15 protein-coding genes and 1 pseudogene are annotated in these 20521 nt (G+C 71.6%); 6 read left to right on the forward strand and 10 right to left on the reverse strand.

Annotated elements, in window-relative coordinates; translation table 11 throughout:
• The 3 genes and pseudogenes from CA983_RS22695 to CA983_RS22705 form a co-directional block, all read left to right on the forward strand.
• Positions 1 to 212, forward strand: a pseudogene (locus CA983_RS22695) (hypothetical protein); the annotation flags it as partial.
• The gene (locus tag CA983_RS22700; RefSeq protein WP_086602741.1) at positions 209 to 673 is read left to right on the forward strand and encodes a ferritin-like domain-containing protein; all 465 of its coding nucleotides are present in this window, start codon (positions 209 to 211) and stop codon (positions 671 to 673) included. The pseudogene CA983_RS22695 and the gene CA983_RS22700, both read left to right, overlap by 4 nt.
• 48 nt (positions 674 to 721) lie before the next feature.
• The gene (locus tag CA983_RS22705; RefSeq protein ID WP_086602742.1) at positions 722 to 1660 is read left to right on the forward strand and encodes an aminoglycoside phosphotransferase family protein; all 939 of its coding nucleotides are present in this window, start codon (positions 722 to 724) and stop codon (positions 1658 to 1660) included.
• A 39-nt stretch (positions 1661 to 1699) separates the two neighbouring features.
• Here CA983_RS22705 and CA983_RS22710 read toward each other — a convergent pair whose 3' ends face one another.
• The 7 genes from CA983_RS22710 to CA983_RS22740 form a co-directional block, all read right to left on the reverse strand.
• Entirely contained in the window at positions 1700 to 3400 is a 1701-nt protein-coding gene (locus tag CA983_RS22710; protein WP_086602743.1) for a proline--tRNA ligase, read from the reverse strand.
• 72 nt (positions 3401 to 3472) lie between these two features.
• Positions 3473 to 4003 carry a GNAT family N-acetyltransferase gene (locus tag CA983_RS22715; protein WP_086602744.1) on the reverse strand — a complete coding sequence of 177 codons (531 nt, stop codon included), beginning with the start codon at positions 4001 to 4003 and terminating at the stop codon, positions 3473 to 3475.
• Between the two features lie 30 nt (positions 4004 to 4033).
• Positions 4034 to 4882 carry a GNAT family N-acetyltransferase gene (locus CA983_RS22720; protein WP_086602745.1) on the reverse strand — a complete coding sequence of 283 codons (849 nt, stop codon included), beginning with the start codon at positions 4880 to 4882 and terminating at the stop codon, positions 4034 to 4036.
• 279 nt (positions 4883 to 5161) lie between these two features.
• Complete coding sequence (gene ispG, locus CA983_RS22725) at positions 5162 to 6319, reverse strand: flavodoxin-dependent (E)-4-hydroxy-3-methylbut-2-enyl-diphosphate synthase (RefSeq protein ID WP_086602746.1); 1158 nt, start codon at positions 6317 to 6319, stop codon at positions 5162 to 5164.
• Positions 6320 to 6487: 168 nt separating this feature from the next.
• A complete protein-coding gene (locus CA983_RS22730; RefSeq protein ID WP_086602754.1) occupies positions 6488 to 7780 on the reverse strand; it encodes a M50 family metallopeptidase in 1293 nt (430 codons plus the stop codon).
• A gap of 8 nt (positions 7781 to 7788) precedes the next feature.
• Positions 7789 to 9045 (reverse strand): 1-deoxy-D-xylulose-5-phosphate reductoisomerase, encoded by a 1257-nt coding sequence (gene dxr / locus CA983_RS22735; protein ID WP_086602747.1) that lies wholly within the window; start codon positions 9043 to 9045, stop codon positions 7789 to 7791.
• 95 nt (positions 9046 to 9140) lie between these two features.
• Positions 9141 to 11081 carry an acyl-CoA dehydrogenase family protein gene (locus tag CA983_RS22740; RefSeq protein ID WP_086602748.1) on the reverse strand — a complete coding sequence of 647 codons (1941 nt, stop codon included), beginning with the start codon at positions 11079 to 11081 and terminating at the stop codon, positions 9141 to 9143.
• A 333-nt stretch (positions 11082 to 11414) separates the two neighbouring features.
• Here CA983_RS22740 and CA983_RS22745 point away from each other — a divergent pair, with 333 nt between their 5' ends.
• From CA983_RS22745 to CA983_RS22755, 3 genes are all read left to right on the forward strand, one after another.
• Positions 11415 to 12428, forward strand: coding sequence for a LacI family DNA-binding transcriptional regulator (locus CA983_RS22745; RefSeq protein WP_059419167.1), 1014 nt, complete (start codon positions 11415 to 11417; stop codon positions 12426 to 12428).
• Between the two features lie 110 nt (positions 12429 to 12538).
• On the forward strand, positions 12539 to 14581 hold the full coding sequence (locus CA983_RS22750) for a glycoside hydrolase family 31 protein (RefSeq protein WP_086602749.1): 2043 nt from the start codon (positions 12539 to 12541) through the stop codon (positions 14579 to 14581).
• Between the two features lie 109 nt (positions 14582 to 14690).
• Positions 14691 to 15878: a sulfotransferase family protein gene (locus CA983_RS22755; RefSeq protein WP_086602750.1), complete on the forward strand. Its 1188-nt coding sequence runs from the start codon at positions 14691 to 14693 to the stop codon at positions 15876 to 15878.
• A 34-nt stretch (positions 15879 to 15912) separates the two neighbouring features.
• Here the strand turns inward: CA983_RS22755 and CA983_RS22760 are convergent, their stop codons facing one another.
• The 3 genes from CA983_RS22760 to CA983_RS22770 all read right to left on the reverse strand — a co-directional run.
• The gene (locus CA983_RS22760) at positions 15913 to 16626 is read right to left on the reverse strand and encodes a glycoside hydrolase family 12 protein (RefSeq protein WP_086602751.1); all 714 of its coding nucleotides are present in this window, start codon (positions 16624 to 16626) and stop codon (positions 15913 to 15915) included.
• A 33-nt stretch (positions 16627 to 16659) separates the two neighbouring features.
• Entirely contained in the window at positions 16660 to 18849 is a 2190-nt protein-coding gene (locus CA983_RS22765) for a glycosyl hydrolase family 95 catalytic domain-containing protein (protein ID WP_086602752.1), read from the reverse strand.
• A partial coding sequence (locus CA983_RS22770) for a beta-galactosidase (protein ID WP_086602753.1) occupies positions 18846 to 20521 on the reverse strand: 1676 nt, incomplete at its 5' end. The genes CA983_RS22765 and CA983_RS22770, both read right to left, overlap by 4 nt.

Below are 20521 nucleotides of genomic sequence, written 5' to 3' on the forward strand. Positions count from 1 at the left end.
CCCCTTCCCCCTCTTCGGCCTCCCCCTCGGCCGCCGCCGTGCCGGGCGACGGCAAGGAAGCGCTCGCCTCGCTCGCCGCGGCGGAGCGGGAGCTCGCCGACCGGCGGGCCAAGGCGCTGCTCGACATGCCGGGCGAGCTGGCGCGGCTGCTGGCCTCGGTGGCGGCGGCCGGGGCGGCGCACGTGTATCTGCTGACGGAGGGTGGCGCGTGAGCGAGGCGAAGGACCGGGAGCTGCGAGCCCTCCAGGCGGCGCTGGCGGCCGAGCACGCGGCGGTGTACGGGTACGGCGTCGTCGGCGGGCGGATCGGCGAGGGGCAGCGCGCCGAGGCGCGGACGGCGTACGACGCGCACCGGGCGCGCCGGGACGCGCTGGTGCGCGAGGTGAAGGACCTGGGGGGCAGGCCCGCGGCGGCGGCCGCCGGGTACGCCCTGCCGTTCCCGGTGCCGGACGCGGCGGCGGCCGTGCGGCTCGCCGCCGAGCTGGAGGACCGGGTGGCCGGGGTGTACTCGGACCTGGTGCGCGCGGCGGGCGGCGCGCGGCGGGCCCTGGCCGCCGMGGCGCTGCGGGAGGCGGCGGTGCGGGCGGTGCGCTGGCGCGGCGAGAGCGTAGCCTTCCCTGGGCTCGCCGAGCGGGCCGGCACGGCCCCGCCCTTGGCGGCGCCGACGGCGTGACCCGCGCAGGGCACGCACCGCGGACAGCACGAAGGGAACGACTCGCGCATGGTTTTCGAACCGCCGAAGCGTCTGGTCAGGGCGCTCGGTGAGACGGCACCGGACGGTGACGACTGGCTGGAGAAGCTGCCCGAGGCGGCGCAGCAGGCCGTCGCGCTACGCGAGTTGACCGTGGAGCGGGTGCAGGTGCCCGGTGGGCGCAGCAGCCTGGTCGTGCTGGTGCGGACGGCCGACGGAACGCCCGCCGTGCTGAAGCTGGCGCCGGGCCGGGCCCGCCCGGAGGCGGAGCGGGCCGCGCTCGCGCACTGGGGCGGACGGGGGGCCGTACAGCTGCTCGAACCTCCCCCAGGCTCTCGGCTTCGCCCGAGCGGGGAGGTACCCCCGTCCTCCGAGGGCGTGCTGCTGCTGGAGCGGCTGCATCCGGACGTGTCGGTGCGGTCGCTGCCGGAGGCGAAGGCACTGCTGGAGGCGGCGGGGACGCTGCGGCGGCTGTGGGTGGAGCCGCCTGCCGACTTCCCCTTCGAGACCGTGGCCGAGCGGACCGGACGGCAGGCCGAGGCGATGCGGGCCCGGGCGCAGGCCGATCCCGAGGTGGCCCCGCTGGTCGGCCTGGCGCTCGCGGCACGCGAGGAGTTGCTGTCCGCGCCGCCCGAACACCGGCTGCTGCACGGCACGTTCCGGCAGAGCAAGGTGCTCTCCGGGGAGCGGATGCCGTGGCTGGCCGTGGGCCCCGACCCGGTGGTCGGCGAGTGCGCGTTCGATCTGGCCCGGCTGGTCCGCGACCGGGTGGAGGACCTGATCGCCCAGCCGTCCGGTGCGGCGACGACCCGTCGGCGGATCAAGCGGCTCGCGGAGTCGCTCGATGTGGACCAGGAGCGGTTGCGGGGGTGGACGCTGTTCCGGGCCGTGGAGTCGGGGGTGCGGGCGCGGCGGGTCGGCCGGCCGCGGGATGCCGAGTTGTTGCTGGAGTTCGCGGGCTGGCTGTGAGCGCTCCGGAGGGCCGGAGCGCTCACAGGGCGCGGGAACTCAGGCCGTGAGCCGGGCGACGGCCTCCTCGACCGTCAGCTCCTCGCGCTCGCCGGTGCGGCGGTCCTTCAGCTCCACCACACCGTCGGCCGCGCGCCGCCCGGCCACCAGGATCTGTGGTACGCCGATCAGCTCGGAGTCGGTGAACTTGACGCCCGGGGAGACGCCGGGGCGGTCGTCGACCAGGACGCGGACACCGGCGGCGGCCAGCTTCTGGGAGATGTCGAGGGCCAGTTCGGTCTGGAGGGCCTTGCCGGCGGCGACCACGTGGACGTCGGCCGGGGCGACCTCCTTGGGCCAGCACAGGCCCTTGTCGTCGGCGGTCTGCTCGGCCAGGGCGGCCACCGCGCGGGAGACGCCGACGCCGTAGGAGCCCATGGTGACGCGGACGGGCTTGCCGTGCTGGCCGAGGACGTCGAGCTTGAGGGCGTCGGTGTACTTGCGGCCGAGCTGGAAGATGTGGCCGATCTCGATGGCCCGGTCGAGGACGAGGCCCGTGCCGCACTTCGGGCAGGGGTCACCCTGCTGCACGACCACGACGTCGACGTACTGGTCGACCTCGAAGTCGCGGCCCGCGACGACGTTCTTCGTGTGCGTGCCGGCCTTGTTGGCGCCGGTGATCCAGGACGTGCCGGGGGCCACGCGCGGGTCGGCGATGTACGTGACCTTGTCCAGGCCCTGCGGTCCGACGTAGCCGCGGACCAGGTCGGGGCGGGCCGCGAAGTCGGCCTCGGTGACCAGCTCGACGACGGCCGGGGCGAAGTGCGCCTCGACCTTGTCCAGGTCGACCTCGCGGTCGCCGGGGACACCGACGGCGACGATCTCGCCGTCGACCTTGACGAGGAGGTTCTTCAGTGTGGCCGAGGCCGGGACGCCGAGGGAGGCGGCGAGGGTCTCGATGGTCGGGGTGTCGGGGGTCGGGATGTCTTCGGCGGCCGGGACGTCCGTGGCGTCGACGGGCTTCAGCTGGTAGGTGATCGCCTCGGTGTTGGCGGCGAAGTCGCAGTTCGGGCAGTCGGCGAAGGTGTCCTCGCCGGCCTCGGCCGGGGCGAGGAACTCCTCGGACTTGGAGCCCCCCATCGCGCCGGCGGTGGCGGCGCAGATGCGGTAGTCGAGACCGAGACGCGCGAAGATCTTCTGGTAGGCCTCGCGGTGCAGGGCGTAGGACCGGGCGAGGCCGTCGTCCTCGGTGTCGAAGGAGTAGGAGTCCTTCATCAGGAACTCGCGGCCGCGCAGGATGCCCGCGCGGGGCCGGGCCTCGTCACGGTACTTGTGCTGGATCTGGTAGAGGATCACCGGCAGGTCCTTGTAGGAGGACGCCTGGTCCTTCACCAGCAGCGTGAAGATCTCCTCGTGGGTGGGGCCGAGGAGGTAGTCGCCGCCCTTGCGGTCCTGGAGGCGGAAGAGCTCCTGGCCGTACTCGTCCCAGCGGCCGGTCGCGTCGTACGGTTCACGCGGCAACAGGGCGGGGAGCAGCACCTCCTGGGCGCCGATGGCGTCCATCTCCTCGCGGACGATGCGCTCCACGTTGGCCAGGACCCGCTTGCCGAGCGGCAGCCAGCTCCAGATTCCGGCGGCGGTGCGGCGCACGTACCCGGCGCGGACGAGGAGCTTGTGGCTGAGGACCTCGGCGTCCGCCGGGTCGTCGCGCAACGTCTTCGCCATCAACTGGGACATGCGCTGGACCGGTACGTTCGCCATGGCTTTTCTGCTCCTGCTGCGTGTAGGTGATGGCAGGAGGTTATCCGGGGGGCACCGGGCGGTGGAAATCGGTCAGCGGCGCAGGAGCGGCAGCGGAGCGCCCATCACCGCGTACGGCTTCGGGGCGCTCGGGAAGAGGACCTGGCGGGCCAGGTCCCGGTAGCCGAGCGAGCGGTAGAGCGCGCGGGCCGGGCTCTCGGTGTCGATCGCGGAGAGGATCGAGCGGGGTTCGGCGGCGCTGTCGGTGATGGTGGTGATCAGGGAGCGTCCGATGCCGCGGTTCTGGTGGGCGGGGTGGACGTGCAGTTCGGTGATCACGAAGGCGTCGTCGAGCCAGTGGTCGTGGTGGTTGGCCCTGAGGTACGGCTCCACGACCGTGGACCACCAGTGGGTGCGGTCGTTGGGCATGCCGTAGACGAAGCCGACGAGGTCGCCGCCGGCTGTCGCGCCGAGGGCCCTGGCTCCCGGGTAGGTCATGTGGCGCAGGACGATCTGGCGGCGGACCGCGACCTCGTCGGGGCCGAGGCCGAAGGCCACGGCCTGGACTGCCAGGGCCTCGTCGACGTGGGCGGAGAGGTCGAGGGGGCCGATCACCAGGTCCATGGCGGGGAGCCTACAGGGGGGTTCCCGTTGTCAGAACAGCACGCTCATGAAGGCGCCGACCTCTTGGAAGCCCACCCTTTGGTACGTCCTGCGGGCCGCCGTGTTGAAGTCGTTCACGTAGAGGCTGACGACCGGGGCGACGTCGGCCAGGGCGTAGCGCAGGACCGCTGCCATGCCGGGGGCCGCCAAGCCGGTCCCCCGGTATTCGGGGGCCACCCACACGCCCTGGATCTGGCAGGCGCGGTCCGTCGCGGCGCCGATCTCGGCCTTGAAGGCGACCTTGCCGTCCGCGTCGAAGCGGGCGAAGGCGCGGCCGGAGCCGACGAGTTCGGCGACGCGGGCCTGGTAGAGCAGGCCGCCGTCGCCGGCCAGCGGGGAGACGCCGACCTCCTCGGTGAACATCGCCACACACGCCGGCATGATCTTCTCCATCTCGTCCTTGCGGACGCGACGGACGTAGGGGTCCGGGGCGATGCCGTCCGGAAGGCGGTCGGTGACCATGAGCGGCTGGTGGCGGCGGACGTCCCGGGCCGGGCCCCACTGGGGTTCCAGCAGCCGCCACAGGTCGGCGGTGGAGCCGGCGGGGCCGACGATGGAGGAGCAGCGGCGGCCGGCTCGGCGGGCGCGGTCGGCGAAGGCGCGGACGGCGCGCGGGGTGGCGCAGATCGGGACGAGGTTGGCGCCCGCGTAGCACAGGGACGTCAGCATGCCGTCCTCGTACCAGCCCCACATCTCTCCGCCGAGCCGCCACGGGTCGAGGCCGGCGATCTGCACGCGGGACGTCACGAAGGCGTTCGTGACGGGCTCGCGGTCGAGTATGGCGAGCGCGGCGTCCAGGTCGCTCGGTTCGAGGACCCGGGAGGTCGTCTGCGTCAACACGGGCGGGGCCTCACACACTCGGGTCTGCTTGGTCTCCGCACTATAGCTGCGCTGCTTGGGCGGGGCGCCTTGGAGCTCGGGAGGGACGGTTTACCGGCGGGCGCGGGTCTTCTGTGGCCGGTCGCGCAGTTCCTCGCGCCCCCGGAAGCCGCGCTGCTTGGGCGGGGCGCCTCGGAGCTCGGGAGGGACGGTTTGTCGGCGGGTGCGGGTCTTCTGTGGCTGATCACGCAGTTCCCCGCGCCCCCAGAAAACGCGAGCCCGCCGACGGCATGGAACAGCTCAGCCCGCTACCGCCACCGACGGCTCGCCCGAGGCCACGCCGTCCTTCTCCATCTGCTCGGCGAGCTTCATCGCCTCTTCGATCAGCGTCTCGACGATCTTGGACTCGGGGACGGTCTTGATGACCTCGCCCTTGACGAAGATCTGGCCCTTGCCGTTGCCGGAGGCGACGCCGAGGTCGGCCTCGCGGGCCTCGCCGGGGCCGTTGACGACGCAGCCCATGACGGCGACGCGGAGAGGGACCTCCATGCCGGTGAGGCCGGCCGTGACCTCTTCGGCCAGCTTGTAGACGTCGACCTGGGCGCGGCCGCAGGACGGGCAGGAGACGATCTCCAGGCCGCGCTCCTTGAGGTTCAGGGACTCCAGGATCTGGATGCCGACCTTCACTTCCTCGGCCGGGGGCGCGCTCAGCGAGACGCGGATCGTGTCGCCGATGCCCTGGCTGAGCAGGGCGCCGAAGGCGACCGCCGACTTGATCGTGCCCTGGAAGGCGGGGCCGGCCTCCGTGACGCCGAGGTGCAGCGGGTAGTCGCACTGCTCGGCGAGCTGCTTGTAGGCCTCGATCATGATGACCGGGTCGTTGTGCTTGACGGAGATCTTGATGTCCCGGAAGTCGTGCTCCTCGAAGAGGGACGCCTCCCACAGGGCGGACTCGACCAAGGCCTCGGGGGTCGCCTTGCCGTACTTCTGGAGGAGGCGCCGGTCGAGGGAGCCCGCGTTGACGCCGATGCGGATCGGGGTGCCGTGGTCGCGGGCCGCCTTGGCGATCTCCTTGACCTTGTCGTCGAACTGCTTGATGTTGCCGGGGTTGACGCGGACCGCCGCGCAGCCGGCCTCGATCGCGGCGAAGACGTACTTGGGCTGGAAGTGGATGTCGGCGATGACCGGGATCTGCGACTTGCGGGCGATGGTGGCGAGGGCGTCGGCGTCGTCCTGCGTGGGGCAGGCGACCCGGACGATCTGGCAGCCGGAGGCGGTGAGTTCGGCGATCTGCTGGAGGGTCGCGCCGATGTCGGACGTACGCGTCGTCGTCATCGACTGGACCGAGACAGGGGCGTCTCCGCCGACGGCCACGGACCCGACCTGGATCTGGCGGCTCTTCCGGCGCTCGGCGAGCTTGGTCGGAACGGACGGCATGCCGAGAGAAATCGCAGTCATCTGCTGTGCAACCCCAAGTCGTGGATCAAGGTCCGGTCCCGTGAGCAGCGGGCTCCGAGCTTCGAGATTACGGCACATGCCCTGGCGCGGGCACATCCCACCCGCGTTGCCATCCGATGGGGGGCGGCCCGGCACAAAGTATGCCGAGCCGCCACGAACGCCGTATGACTAGGAGATTCTCACCGGGTTAACCACATCCGCGATCAGCACCAGGATCGTGAAGCAGATGAAGATCCCGGCGACCACGTAGGCGACGGGCATGAGCTTCGCCACGTCGAAGGGGCCCGGGTCCGGCCGGCGCAGGAGTTTGGCCGTGTTGCGGCGCAGCGACTCCCACAGGGCGCCCGCGATGTGGCCGCCGTCGAGCGGCAGCAGCGGGAGCATGTTGAACAGGAACAGGGAGAGGTTGAAGCCGGCGACCAGCATGAGGGCCATGGCCAGCTGCTGGGTGGGCGGGATGTCGAGGGTGAAGATCTCGCCGCCGACGCGGGCCGCGCCGACCACGCCCATCGGGGAGTCGGCCTCGCGCGGGGCGCCGTCGAAGGCCGCGTTCCACAGGGCCGGGATCTTGCTGGGGAGGGCGGCCAGGGAGTCGACGGCCTCGCCGATCCGGTCGCCCATCCAGGTCACGGACTCGCCGAAGTCCTGTTTGACCACGCCGGTGGCGGCGCTGAAGCCGAGGAATCCGGCCTGGACGTACTGGCCCTCGACGATCTGTCCGGCGGAGTCCTTCTTGGCGACCTGGTTGGTGGCGATCTTCGCGTGCAGGGTGACGTCCTGGCCCTTGCGGTCGACGACGATCGGCACCTCCTTGCCGGGGTTGGCGCGGATCAGGTCCGACAGCTTGTTCCAGTCGTCGGTCCTGACGCCGTTGAAGGAGACGATCTTGTCGCCCGCCTTGAGGCCCGCGGCGGCGGCCGGGGCGGCCGGGTCGCCCTTCTCGCACTTGTCGCGGTTCTCGCTCTGCGCGATGACGCACTGGGAGACGGAGCTGACCGTGGTGGTCTGCTGGGTGATGCCGAAGCCCATCAGGATGGTGAGGAACAGCGCCACGGCCAGGACCAGGTTCATGAAGGGGCCCGCGAACATCACGATCACGCGCTTCCAGGGCGCGCGCGTGTAGAACATGCGGTTCTCGTCGCCCGGCCTGAGCTCCTCGTACGCGGCCGAGCGGGCGTCCTCGATCATGCCGCGCCAGGGGGAGGTGGAGCGGACCTCCAGCCGGCCGTCGGGGCCGGGCGGGAACATGCCGATCATGCGGATGTAGCCGCCGAAGGGGATGGCCTTGAGCCCGTACTCGGTCTCGCCCTTCTTGCGCGACCAGATCGTCGGGCCGAAGCCGACCATGTACTGCGGCACGCGGATGCCGAACAGCTTGGCGGTGGACAGGTGCCCCAGCTCGTGCCACGCGATCGAGAACAGCAGGCCGACCACGAAGAGGCCTATGCCGAGGATGAACATCAGGGTCGTCATGCACGGGCCTCCGCCGTCTGTGCCGCCAGTTCCCGGGCCCGGGTCCGCGCCCAGGTCTCCGCTTCGAGGACGTCCGACACGGTGAGTGAGGTTCCCGTACGCGGGGTGCCGTGCTCGTCGACGACCCGGGTGACGGTCTCCATGATCCCGTTGAAGGGCAGTGCGCCCTGACGGAACGCCTCCACGCACTCCTCGTTGGCCGCATTGAACACCGCCGGGGCGGTGCCCGCGAGCTCGCCGACGTGCCGGGCCAGGTTCACCGAGGGGAAGGCCTCGTTGTCGAGCGGGAAGAACTCCCAGGTCGAGGCCTGGCTCCAGTCGAAGGTGGGCGCCGCGTCGGGGACCCGCTCGGGCCAGCCGATGCCGATGGCGATGGGCCCGCGCATGTCGGGCGGGGTCGCCTGGGCCAGTGTCGATCCATCCGTGAACTCAACCATCGAGTGGACATACGACTGGGGATGCACGACCACCTCAATGCGGTCGAAGGGAATGTCGTAGAGGAGGTGCGCCTCGATGACCTCCAGGCCCTTGTTGACGAGGGTCGCGGAGTTGATGGTGATGACCGGGCCCATGGCCCAGGTGGGGTGCGCGAGGGCGTCCTCGACGGTGACGTGGGCCAGCTCCGCCTTCGTACGGCCGCGGAAGGGGCCGCCGGAAGCGGTGACGACCAGCTTGCGGACGTCGGCGCGGGTGCCGGCGGCCAGGGCCTGGAAGAGGGCGGCGTGCTCGGAGTCGACCGGGATGATCTGCCCGGGCTTGGCGAGGGCCTTGACCAGCGGGCCGCCCACGATGAGCGACTCCTTGTTGGCGAGCGCGAGGGTGCGGCCCGCCTCCAGGGCGGCCAGGGTCGGGGCGAGGCCGATGGAGCCGGTGATGCCGTTCAGGACGGTGTGGCAGTCGGACGCCGCGAGCTGCGTGGCCGCGTCCGGGCCGGCGAGGATCTCGGGGAGCGGCTCGCCCGTGCCGTACTGGGCGGTGAGCGCCTCGCGCAGGGCCGGTACGACGTCCTCGCGGGCGACCGCGACCGTGCGCGCCCGCAGCCGGTACGCCTGCTCGGCGAGGAGGGCGACCCGGCCGCCGTTGGCGGACAGGCCGGTGACCCGGAACCGGCCGGGGTTGCGCAGCACGAGGTCGATGGCCTGCGTGCCGATGGACCCGGTGGAGCCGAGGATCACCACGTCCTTCGGGCCGTCGCCCGCCACCGGGTCGTAGACGAGGTGCGGGTCGGCGAGGGGGGCTGGACTGTCGCTCATTGCTCCATTGTTGCCGTAAGCATCGTGTGTGAGGACAGCGCATCCCCTTCCTGGGGGCGCGCGCCACAGCGGTTCGCGCCCCCATGGGGGCCGGGCTACCGGATCGGCCGGTGCACGTTCTCCTTCCGGGACGGTCCCGGTGTCGCGTCCGCGATCCACGGTCCCTCGCCCGACGGGTCGACGATGCCGCGCTCCAGCCACTCGTACGTGCCCGACAGGACGCCCTTGACGACCTTGCGGTCGAGGTCGTCGGTGTTGGTCCACAGGCGGTTGAAGAGCTCCTCGACGCGGATGCGGGACTGGCGGCAGAAGACGTCGGCGAGCTGGTAGGCCTCGCGGCCGTGGTCGCCCTGGCTGCGCAGCAGTTCGGCACGGACGCAGGCGGCGCTCATGGCGAACAGCTCGGCGCCGATGTCGACGATGCGGCCGAGGAAGCCCTGCTTGGACTCCATCCGGCCCTGCCAGCGGGACATGCCGTAGAAGGTGGAGCGGGCGAGCTTGCGGGAGGTGCGTTCGACGTAGCGCAGGTGCCCGGAGAGGTCCACTTCGCGTTTGAACTCGCCGTAGGCGGCCGGGAGCCGGCCGGGGCCCGTGACCAGTTTCGGGAGCCACTTGGCGTAGAAGACGCCCGCGTTCGCGCCCGCCTTCGCCTTGTCACCGAGGGACTTCTCGGGGTCGATGAGGTCGCCGGCGACCGAGAGGTGGGCGTCGACGGCCTCGCGGGCGATGAGGAGGTGCATGATCTCCGTCGAGCCCTCGAAGATGCGGTTGATGCGCAGATCGCGCAGCATCTGCTCGGCGGGGACGCCGCGCTCCCCGCGGGCCCGGAGGGACTCGGCCGTCTCGAATCCGCGGCCGCCGCGGATCTGGACGAGTTCGTCGGCCATCGTCCAGGCCATCTCGGAGGCGTACAGCTTGGCGAGGGCGCCTTCGATGCGGATGTCGTTGCGGTCCTCGTCGGCCATCTGCGAGGCCAGGTCCGTCACGGCCTCCAGGGCGAAGGTGGTGGCCGCGATGAAGGAGATCTTGGAGCCGACCGCCTCGTGGTGCGCGACGGGCTTTCCCCACTGCTCGCGGGCCGCCGACCACTCCCGGGCGATCTTCAGGCACAACTTGCCGGCCGCGACGCAGGAGGCGGGCAGGGAGAGCCGTCCGGTGTTGAGCGTGGTCAGGGCGATCTTCAGGCCCTGACCCTCCTCGCCGACGCGGTTGGCGGCGGGGACGCGGACCTGGTGGAAGCGGGTGACGCCGTTCTCGATGCCGCGCAGGCCCATGAAGGCGTTGCGGTTCTCGACGGTGACGCCGGGTGAGTTGGTCTCCACGACGAAGGCCGTGATGCCGCCCTTGTGGCCCTCGCTCTTCGGGACCCGGGCCATGACGACCAGCAGGTCGGCGACGACGCCGTTGGTGGTCCACAGCTTCACGCCGTCGAGGACGTAGTCGTCCCCGTCGGGCACGGCGCTGGTGGCGAGGCGGGCCGGGTCGGAGCCGACGTCGGGCTCGGTGAGCAGGAAGGCGCTGATGTCCGTGCGCGCGCAGCGCGGCAGGAAGCGCTCCTTCTGTTCCTGCGTGCCGAACAGTTTCAGCGGCTGCGGCACGCCGATCGACTGGTGCGCGGAGAGCAGCACGCCGATCGCGGGGCTGGCGGAGCCGGCCAGCGAGAGCGCCTTGTTGTAGTACACCTGCGTGAGGCCCAGTCCGCCGTACTTGGTGTCGATCTTCATGCCGAAGGCGCCGAGCTCCTTCAGCCCGTTGATCACCTCGTCGGGGATGCGGGCCTCGCGCTCGATGAGGGCCGCGTCGACCTTCGTCTCGACGAAGTCGCGGAGCTTGGCGAGGAACTCCTCGCCGCGCTGGGCCGCCTCGTCGGCCGGCAGGGGATGGGGGTGGATGAGGTCGAGCCGGAAGCGGCCGAGGAACAGCTCCTTGGCGAAGCTGGGCTTGCGCCAGTGCTGCTCCCGGGCGGCCTCCGCCACCTCACGGGCCTCCCGCTCGGTGACGGCGGGACGGGAAGAGGGGGTGGTAGAAGCGGACATGAGGGTCACCTCGCCGCATATAGGGCTGTTGAGGACCGTACGTTACCGATCAGTGCTACTGGATCGTTGGTACCCGAAACCGGACGCTCCCACCAGTCCTCGCGCGTCCGTTCAGCCGAAGGGGGCGGAACGCTCCCGGACTTGTCGGGGGCCTGACGACGGTGTTGCATCAGGGTGCCGGCCAGGAGTCGGGGGTCCCCTGAGAAATAGGTATCGAAGCGCTTCGACAACCTATGGACACGTACTCGCGCTGGAGCTACTGTCGAACCACCCTCACCCACCCATATCAGAAACGCGCATCGTCGAAGCGCTTCACAAAGCTTGGAGAGCTGGATGGTCACCCTCGCCGAGGTCGCCCAGCACGCCGGAGTCTCGGCGAGCACGGTGAGCTATGTCCTCAGCGGCAAGCGGTCCATCTCCGCGAACACCCGGCAGCGGGTCGAGCGGAGCATCCGCGAGCTCGGGTACCACCCGAACGCCGGGGCCCGTGCCCTGGCGAGCAGCAGGTCGAACATCATCGCGCTGATGGTCCCGCTGCGCACGGACATGTACGTGCCCGTGATGATGGAGATCGCCATCGCGGTGGCGACCGCCGCGCGGACGCACGGGTACGACGTGCTGCTGCTCACCGGTGAGGAGGGCCCGGACGCGGTGCGCCGCGTCGCCGGGAGCGGGCTCGCCGACGGGATGATCCTCATGGACGTCGAACTCGACGACGAGCGGCTGCCGTTGCTGCGCGCGACGGACCAGCCTTCCGTGCTGATCGGGCTGCCCGCCGACACCACCGGGCTGACCTGCGTCGACCTGGACTTCCGGGCGACGGGCGCGCTGTGCGTGGAGCACCTGGCGAAGCAGGGCCACCAGGACATCGCTGTCATCGGCGAGGCCCCGGCCGTCTACGAGCGGCACACCGGTTTCGCCGAGCGCACCCTGGACGGGCTCCGGTCCCGTTCCCGGGAGCTGGGCGTGCGGCTGCTGCACCGGCCGTGCGACGGCGGGTACGACGCGATGGCCGTGACGCTCGCCCGGATCCTCGACGAACGCCCGGGGACCACGGGGATCATCGTGCAGAACGAGTCGGCGGTCGAGCCGCTGCTCGCGCTGCTGCGGCAGCAGGGCCGGGCCGTGCCGGAGGACGTGTCGGTGGTCGCGATCTGTCCGGACCAGGTCGCCACGCAGGCCTCGGTGCGGCTCACGTCGGTCGCCATCCCCGCGCAGGAGATGGGCCGGCACGCCGTGGAACACCTGGTCGCCAAGTTCGAGGGGCGCGGCAGCGACGAGGTCGTGCTGATCGCGCCCGAGCTGACGGTCCGGGGCAGCACGGGGCCGGCGCCCACCCGGCCGTAGGCACACCCCCTCCCCTGACCATCGCCCTCCTCCCAGGGCACCGCCATGTCTTCACAGCTCTGTCTGAACACCTTTGTCTGCACTCCCCCAGGAGCACAGGAGCCCGCCACGTGAATCAGCCTGCTGAAACCCAGCCCCAGGTGAGTCTGGCGCAGTCCTCCCCCACCGTCGGCACGTTCCGCGAGCGGGGCGGCGCGCTGGAGTGGAGCGGCCGTCAGGAGACCGTACGGATCGAGCCGTGGGGTCCGGACGCGGTCCGGGTGCGGGCCCGGCTCGGCGGCCCGGTGCTCGAAGGGCTCCCGGGCGCGCTCCTCGACGAGGCCCCCGCGGCACCGTCCACGGTGAAGATCGAGGACGGGCGCGGGCAGCTGACCGTCGGCGCGCTCACCGTGGAGGTGAACGCCGAGGGCCTGGTGCGCTTCCTGCGGACGGAGGACTCCGCCGAGCTGCTCGCCGAGGACCGCGCCCACTTCTGGTGGCCGGGCTCCCGCCTCTACACGGCCGTCGGCAACGGCCACCACCGGCTGGAGCAGCGCTTCGCCGCGTACGACGACGAGAAGCTGTACGGCCTCGGCCAGCACCAGCACGGGCGCCTCGACCAGAAGGGCCTGGTCCTCGACCTGGTCCAGCGCAACGCCGAGGTCGGCATCCCGGTGCTGACCTCCAGCCGCGGCTACACCCTGCTGTGGAACAACCCGGCGATCGGCCGCGTGGAGCTCGCGCACAACGGCACCCGGTGGGTCGCCGACTCGGCCCGGCAGATCGACTACTGGATCACGGCGGGCGACCCGGCCGCCGCCCAGCGCCGCTACAGCGCGGTGACCGGCCGGACGCCGATGCTGCCGGAGTGGGCGGCGGGCTTCTGGCAGTGCAAGCTGCGCTACCGCACCCAGGACGAACTCATGGCGGTGGCACGGGAGTACAAGCGCCGGGGCCTGCCGATCTCGGCGATCGTCTGCGACTTCTTCCACTGGACGCACCTCGGCGAGTGGAAGTTCGACCCGAAGGAGTGGCCGGACCCGGCGGCGATGGTGCGCGAGCTGGAGGAGCTCGGCATCAAGCTGGTGGTGAGCGTCTGGCCGTCGGTGTCGCCGCTGAGCGAGAACCACCCGGTCATGGAGCAGCGCGGCTACTTCATCGGCACCCAGTACGGCCCGATGGCGCATGCCGACTGGCCCGACAAGGAGGTCGCCTCCACGGTCCAGGTGGCCTTCTACGACGCGACCAACCCGGACGCCCGGGAGTTCGTGTGGTCGAAGGTGAAGGAGAACTACCTCGACCCGTACGGCATCACGGCGTTCTGGCTGGACGCCTGCGAGCCGGAGCTGAAGCCGGGCTTCCAGGAGAACCTGCGCTACTGGGCGGGCCCGGGCCTGGAGGTCGGCAACATCTACCCGGCCGAGAACGCCCGCACGTTCTACGAGGGGCTCGTCGCCACCGGTGAGGAGGAGGTCGTCAGCCTCAACCGCTCGGCCTGGGCGGGCAGTCAGCGCTACGGCGCCGCCCTGTGGTCCGGTGACATCGGCACGGACTTCCCGACCCTGCGCCGCCAGATCGCGGCCGGCCTCAACACCGCGCTGTCGGGCATCCCGTGGTGGAACACCGACATCGGCGGCTTCCACGGCGGCGACCCGGACGACCCTGCGTACCGGGAGGTGATGGTCCGCTGGTTCCAGTTCGGCGCGCTGTCCCCGCTGATGCGCCTGCACGGCTTCCGCGACCCGGGCATGCCGCTGGGGCCGGAGATGACCGGCGGCCCGAACGAGGTGTGGTCGTACGGCGAGGAAGCGCTGGCCGTCCTGGAGAAGTACCTGCGGCTGCGCGAGCGCCTGAAGCCGTACGTGCTGCGCGTCATGCGGGAGGCGCACGAGGAGGGCCTGCCGGTGATGCGGCCGCTGTTCCTGGAGTTCCCGGACGACCAGGCCACCTGGTCGGTCGACGACTCCTACCTCTTCGGCCCGGACCTGCTGGTCGCCCCGGTGCTCACCGCCGGCGCCACCGCCCGTACGGCGTACCTGCCGGCGGGGGCCGCCTGGACGGACGCGTGGACGGGTGAGACGTACGAGGGCGGCCGGTCCGTGACGGTCGACGCCCCGCTGGACCGCATCCCGCTGTTCCTGCGGGACGGGGCGCGGCTGCCCGTAGCGGAGTAGCCGCGTCGGAAGGGGTGGCCGGATCGATGGAGGTCTTCCGGCCACCCCTTCCGCTTGTTCGTCCAACTTCGGTCCACCACAGGCGTGTTCGAGAGGATAGGTTTCCTGCGTGTCCACGTCACCGCTCGCCCTCACTCTGGCGAACCTGTTGCTGCGGCCGGGCTTCGGCTCCCGTCGGGACCCGGGCCGGATCTTCGACCGCATCGTGGTGGAGGCCGGTGAGGCGCCGGGAGACCGGGAGTTCGTCGACGGCTTCCGGTCGCTGCTGGGGTGGTGGGCGAAGGCCGAGAACCTCACCCCGGTCGGCTGGCAGTCGGCGCAGGTCCACGTGCGCCGGCATCTCACCAACCGGGCCCGTGTCCTGCGGCTGATCGCCGAGCATCCGGAGATCGAGCGGGAGCCGATCGAGAAGCCGGTGTTCGTCGTGGGGCTGCCGCGCACCGCCACCACGGTCACGCACTCCGTGCTGTCGATCTCGGACGAGCACCGGTGTCCCCTGCTGTGGGAACTGCTCGGGCCCGACCTGGAGTTGCCGCCCCGGCAGCGGCGCAAGGCGATCGCGGCCGGGCGCCGGCTGGTACAGGGCACGGACCTCTTCGCGCCGCGCTTCCGGGACATCCACGCGATGGCCGCCGAGGGACCCGAGGAGTGCACGTTCGCGCTCCCGCACGCCCTGATGCCGTTCTCCCAGGCCCGTATCCCCGAGTACCTGGCCTGGCACTGCGAGCGGGACTTCACCGCCGACTACCGGTACCTCAAGCAGGTCTACCAGGTGCTCCAGTACGGCCGTCCGCGGCGGCGCTGGGTGATGAAGTCCCCGATGCACCTGGAGAACCTGGACGCGCTGCGCACGGTCTTCCCCGACGCCACGATCGTGTGGTGCCACCGCGACCCGGTCACCGTCGTGGCGTCCTTCTGCTCGCTGATCGAGCACGGTATGGCCGTCAGCACCCGCCCGCTCGACCTCGCCGGCATCGGCGCCACCTGGCTCGGCCTGCTGAGCCGTGCCATGACGCGCGGCCTCGCGGCCCGGGCCGCCATCCCGGCGGAGCAACTGGTGGACGCCCCGTACTCCTGGCTCGGCTCCGACCCCGCGACCGGCGCTCCGAAGCTCTACGCGGCCGTCGGCGCCCCCTGGACCGAGGCCGACGCGGCCCGTCTCCCCGCGGCCGTCGCCCGCCCCCACGGCACCCGCAAGCACACCTACGACCTGGCCCGCTACGGCCTGACCCGCGCCGAGGTCGAGTCGGCGTTCGCGGACTACAACGCGCTGCGGGCCGAGGTCGACCGCGCCTGAAGCTCGGCGCGGCCGGCCCCGGCCCCGGGAGGCGTCAGCTGCTGCTGACCGTCAGGTTGTTCGTGGTGAAGTTGAGTCCGCCGGACGACGAGGTGACCTCGTAGCCGAACTGGACGTCACCGATGGTCTCGTTGCCCATCCAGCGCTTGGTGTCCTTGATCCACTTCAGGATCGGCAGGATGTTGACGGTGCCGGAGTTGGAGTCGGACGTCCGCAGGAACGAGAAGACCTCGTTGCTGCCGTTGCTGCCCTTGTAGACGTTCCAGGTGTGGCCGCCGAGGGTGACGGAGCCCTGAGAGGTGCCGATCGGGCCGACCGCTCCGTTGTAGTTCACCCAGAGCATGATCTCGTAGTCGTAGTCCGTGTCCCAGACGTCGTACGACGAGTTGTACGCGCCTGACGACGGGACGGAGACGTTGTAGTTGCTGGAGAGGGAGCGCAGCGAGTCGATCGACTTGTTGATCACCTTCTTGGAGTTCGGGTACGACTTGATGCCGCCGGTGTTGGGGTGGTCGGCCCAGACACCCCAGTTGGTGCCGGAGTTGGCCCAGACGCACTGGCTGCCGGCGCCGGAGCCCCAGATGTTGTTGTAGAGCGTGTAGCCGTTCAGGCTCGTGTTGCCCCACTGGTCGCAGGAGTTCCAGACGGCCGCGGAGGCGGGGGCGGAGGCGAGGCCTATGGTGGCGCCGAGTGCCAGGGCGGGGGCGAGCAGGGCCTTGGCGACTCTGCTCAAGGTGCGTGATGCCATGGTGTCCCTTCCATGGGTGGGGGGATGGGGGAACTACCTCGCCCTCAGGGTGAGGACGTGGTCTTCTCCGGCGACCAGGTGGAGGGATTCCGTGCCGGAGGAAGTCCGCAGTTCGACGCGGTGGGTGCGACCCGGCCGGATGACGGCGGCCGCGCCGTCCGGGGACCAGGTGAGGTCGATCTCGGCCCCGAAGCGGGTGCGCACACCGCGCAGTGCGCCGCTCGGGTACGCCGTCGGCAGCGCGGGCAGCAGGACCAGCCGGTGGGGGGTCGACTGCACGAGCATCTCGATGAGCACGGCGGGCAGGGTGTGCGCGGCGTCGGCGTTGTAGACGTTCCGGTTCGGGTAGTGGGCGCTCATCAGGGACGCGTGGAAGAAGTCGCCGTCCAGGACCTGGCCGAGGGCGTGGGCGACGCGGTCGCCGTCCCTGAGCCGGGCCGCGATGAGCGCGTGGTGCAGGTGTCCGTGCGCGGAGTCGTTCTCGGCGCCGCGCAGTTCGAGGGCGCGGTGCGCGGCGGCCGCGAGCTCGGGGGTGTCGTAGGGGGTGATCTCTTCGAGCGGCCAGACGCCGTAGAGGTGGCTGAGGTGGCGGTGGTCGTAGGAGTCCGTAAGGCCCGGCCAGGCCCATTCCGCCAGGGCTCCGTCGTCGTTGATCCGGTGCGGTGGGAGCCGGTCGGCCAGGGCCTGCCAGCGGTCGGCGTCGGGGCCCGGGTGGTAGGCGGCGGCCGTGCGCAGGGCGTGGCGGGCCGCGGAGAGGTCCATGGCCGCGTTGAGGGTGCCCCAGCTCGCGCCTGCGGGCCGGTTCTCGGGTGAGTAGGAGGGGACGACGACGAGCCGGCCGTCCTCGTCCGTGCGGGTGAGGAAGTCCTCGTAGAACAGGGCGACTTCGGCGAGCGCGGCGGCGGTGCGCGGGTCGCGGGTGCCGTGGGTCTCGTCGTGGTCGACGAGCGGTTTGAGCAGCCAGTCGGCGCCGGCGGTCCACAGGTGCAGCGGGTATTCGCGGTTGAAGTGGTACGAGTGGCCGGACTCGCCGTCGGTGTGGGCGGGGGCGACGGCGCCCCGGGTGCCGAAGATGGCGCGGGCGTTGTCGCGCCAGTCGGGGAGCTGGCGGTGGATCAGGTTCGCGTGGGCCTCGGTGACCTCGGGGAGGGCGGCGGCAGCGGCCGACGCGGTCTGGAGGTTGAGGTTGGCGTCGTTGGTGAACGCACCCGACCAGGCCGTGTTCCAGTCGCCGGTCCACAGTCCGGTCAGGCGGGGCGGGAAGAGGCCGCTCGCGGAGAGCAGGTGGTAGCGGCCGGCCGCGAACAGGCGCTCCGGCAGGGCGGCGCTGCGGGGCCGCTTCAGCAACTCGGAGCCCGACAGCGCCCGTTCGGCGGCGTCGGCGGCCAGGTCGAGGGTGACGCGCTCGTAGGCGGTGCGGTGCAGGACTGCGTGGCGGTCGAGGAGCTCGTCGTACTCGGTGAGCAGGTCGCGCAGGGCACGCCCCTCCCGGACCACGTCCAGTTCGCCGGTGTGCCGGTGCACCCGGGTGAGGAGCAGGACGGAGCGGGCTCCCTCGACGTGCACGCCGGGGGGCGTGAGGGTCGTCGTGCCGCCGGTGACGGCGAGCAGGGTGACGCCGGTGCAGGCCAGGTCGCTGTCCGGGTAGCGGGCGCGCAGGCTCAGCAGGGCGCCCCCGGGGGTGAGGACGGCTCCATGGCCGACGCCCAGTCCTGCGGGGGCACCGGGCAGCCGGTGGTCCAGGTCGACGTCGAGGGTGAGGCCGGGTCCGGTGACCTGCTGGACGATCACGTCGTCGGCGCGGGAGACGAAGACGCGGCTGGTCCAGCCGGTGCAGGTGGCCCGTACGACACCGGTGGTGAAGTCGACGTCGCGCCGGTAGCCGGGGCAGTCGCCCGGCGGCCGGCGCAGCCGGACCTGGAAGGCGGGGTGGAAGGGCTGCACCCACTGGTGCGGCCGTCCGTCCGTGAAGCTCTCGGCCGCCGTCGTGTCGCCCGCCAGGAGGCGGTCCTGGAGGGCGGGGAGGTCCGCGGCGAGCTGCGGGGGCCGGGGATCCCTGCCGTTGGGCCGTACCAGGGTGTGGTGGGTGACGACGACGCGCTCGTCGTCCGGTTCGCCGAACACAAGAGCGCCGTGGTGGCCGTTGCCGCTCAGGAAGCCGTCCTCCCAGCGAGCGGCCGGGTGCGGCTCCCACGTGCCGTGGACGGGGGCGGAATCGGTCATGGCCGCAGCACCGCCGCCCCGTAGCGGCCGAGGGTGACCCGGTCGGTGACGGCCGTCCCCGTCAGCAGGTCGTGATGGGTGCCGGGGACCTCGACGGTCACCGGCTCGCGGCCGTGGTTGAGCACGAACAGCACCTCGCCGCGGAGTACGGCCTCGACCTGCTCGGGGAGGCCGTCGAGCACCGGCCGGACGCCCGCGTCGCCGGCGATCCGGGCCAGCAGCTCGCGCAGGGCCTCGGGCTCGGGGAGCGTGGAGACGTACCAGGCCCGGCCCTTGCGCAGGACGGCGGGCATGCCGTCCAGTTCGCCGCCCTTGTAGCGGGTCGTGTCGTCGGGGTCGGAGGGCTCGATCTCCTCGGACCACAGCGTGCCCCGGAAGCCCTCGCAGGCGACGGTCTCCCCCGCGTCCAGCGGCCACCACTCGTGCAGTGTGCGGATGCCGAACAGCTCCCGCAGCCGGGCGTCCATGCCGCCGGGCCGTACCCGGTCGTCCTCGTCGGCGACGCCGGTCAGGAAGCCGCAGACGAGGGTGCCGCCGCCGCGGGCATAGGCGAGGAGGTTGTCGATCGCCGCGTCGGTGAGCGCGTACAGCTGGGGCACGACGACCACCGAGTACGGCGTCAGGTCGTGTTCGGGCTGGGCGAAGTCGGTGGCGAGGTGCGCCTGCCAGAGGGCGCGGTGCCAGGCGCGCAGGACGTCCGGGTACTCCACCTGACTGGACAGGCGACCGTCCTGGGCACCGGCCCACCAGGCGTTCCAGTCGTGCAGGACGGCGACGTTCGCGGTGATGTGCCGGCCGGCCACCTGGGGGGCGATCCTCGCCAGGTCCGCGCCGAGCTGCTTGACCTCCTGGTACGTACGGCCTTCCTCCCCGGCGTGGCTGACCATGCCGGAGTGGAACTTCTCCGCGCCCTGCCGGGACTGCCGCCACTGGAAGTAGCAGACGGCGTCGGCGCCCCGGGCCACGGCCTGGAGGGACCACAGCCGGTTGAGGCCGCGCGGCTTGGGGTGGTTCACGCCCCGCCAGTTGACCGGTCCGGCCGCCTGCTCCATGAGCATCCACGGCCCGCGTGCCTGGGAGCGGGTCATGTCCTGCACGAGCGCGCCGTTCTGGGCGCCGAGCGGGTCACGCGGGTCGGGGTAGACGTCGACGGAGACGACGTCCTCCTCCCCGGCCCAGCGCCACGCGTCCTGCCCGAACCACAGCGGCATGAAGTTGCTGGTGACCGGCAGGTGCGGGGTGTGACGCCGGACGATGTCCCGCTCGGCGGTGTAACACTCCAGGAGCATGTCGGAGGTGAAGCGCCGGAAGTCCAGGACCTGGCCGGGGTTGCGCATGTAGTGGGGCAGGCGGGGCGGCAGGATGCCGTCCCAGGTGTCGTAGCCCTGGCTCCAGAAGGCGGTGCCCCAAGCCTCGTTGAGGGCGTCGAGCGTGCCGTACTTCTCGCGCAGCCAGCGGCGGAAGGCGGCCGCGGCCTGGTCGCCGTAGTCGAAGGTGCAGTACTCGTTGTTGATGTGCCACATCGTCAGGGCCGGGTGGCCGCCGTAGCGGGCGGCCAGGTCCTCGGTGATGGCGGCGGCGTAGCGCCGGTAGGTGGCGCTGGAGTGCGAGAAGTGCTGCCGGCCGCCCCACCACTCGGTGCGGCCGTCCTCGGTGACGGGCAGGGTGTCGG

This window comes from Streptomyces swartbergensis (assembly GCF_002148965.1).
GTDB lineage: Bacteria > Actinomycetota > Actinomycetes > Streptomycetales > Streptomycetaceae > Streptomyces > Streptomyces swartbergensis.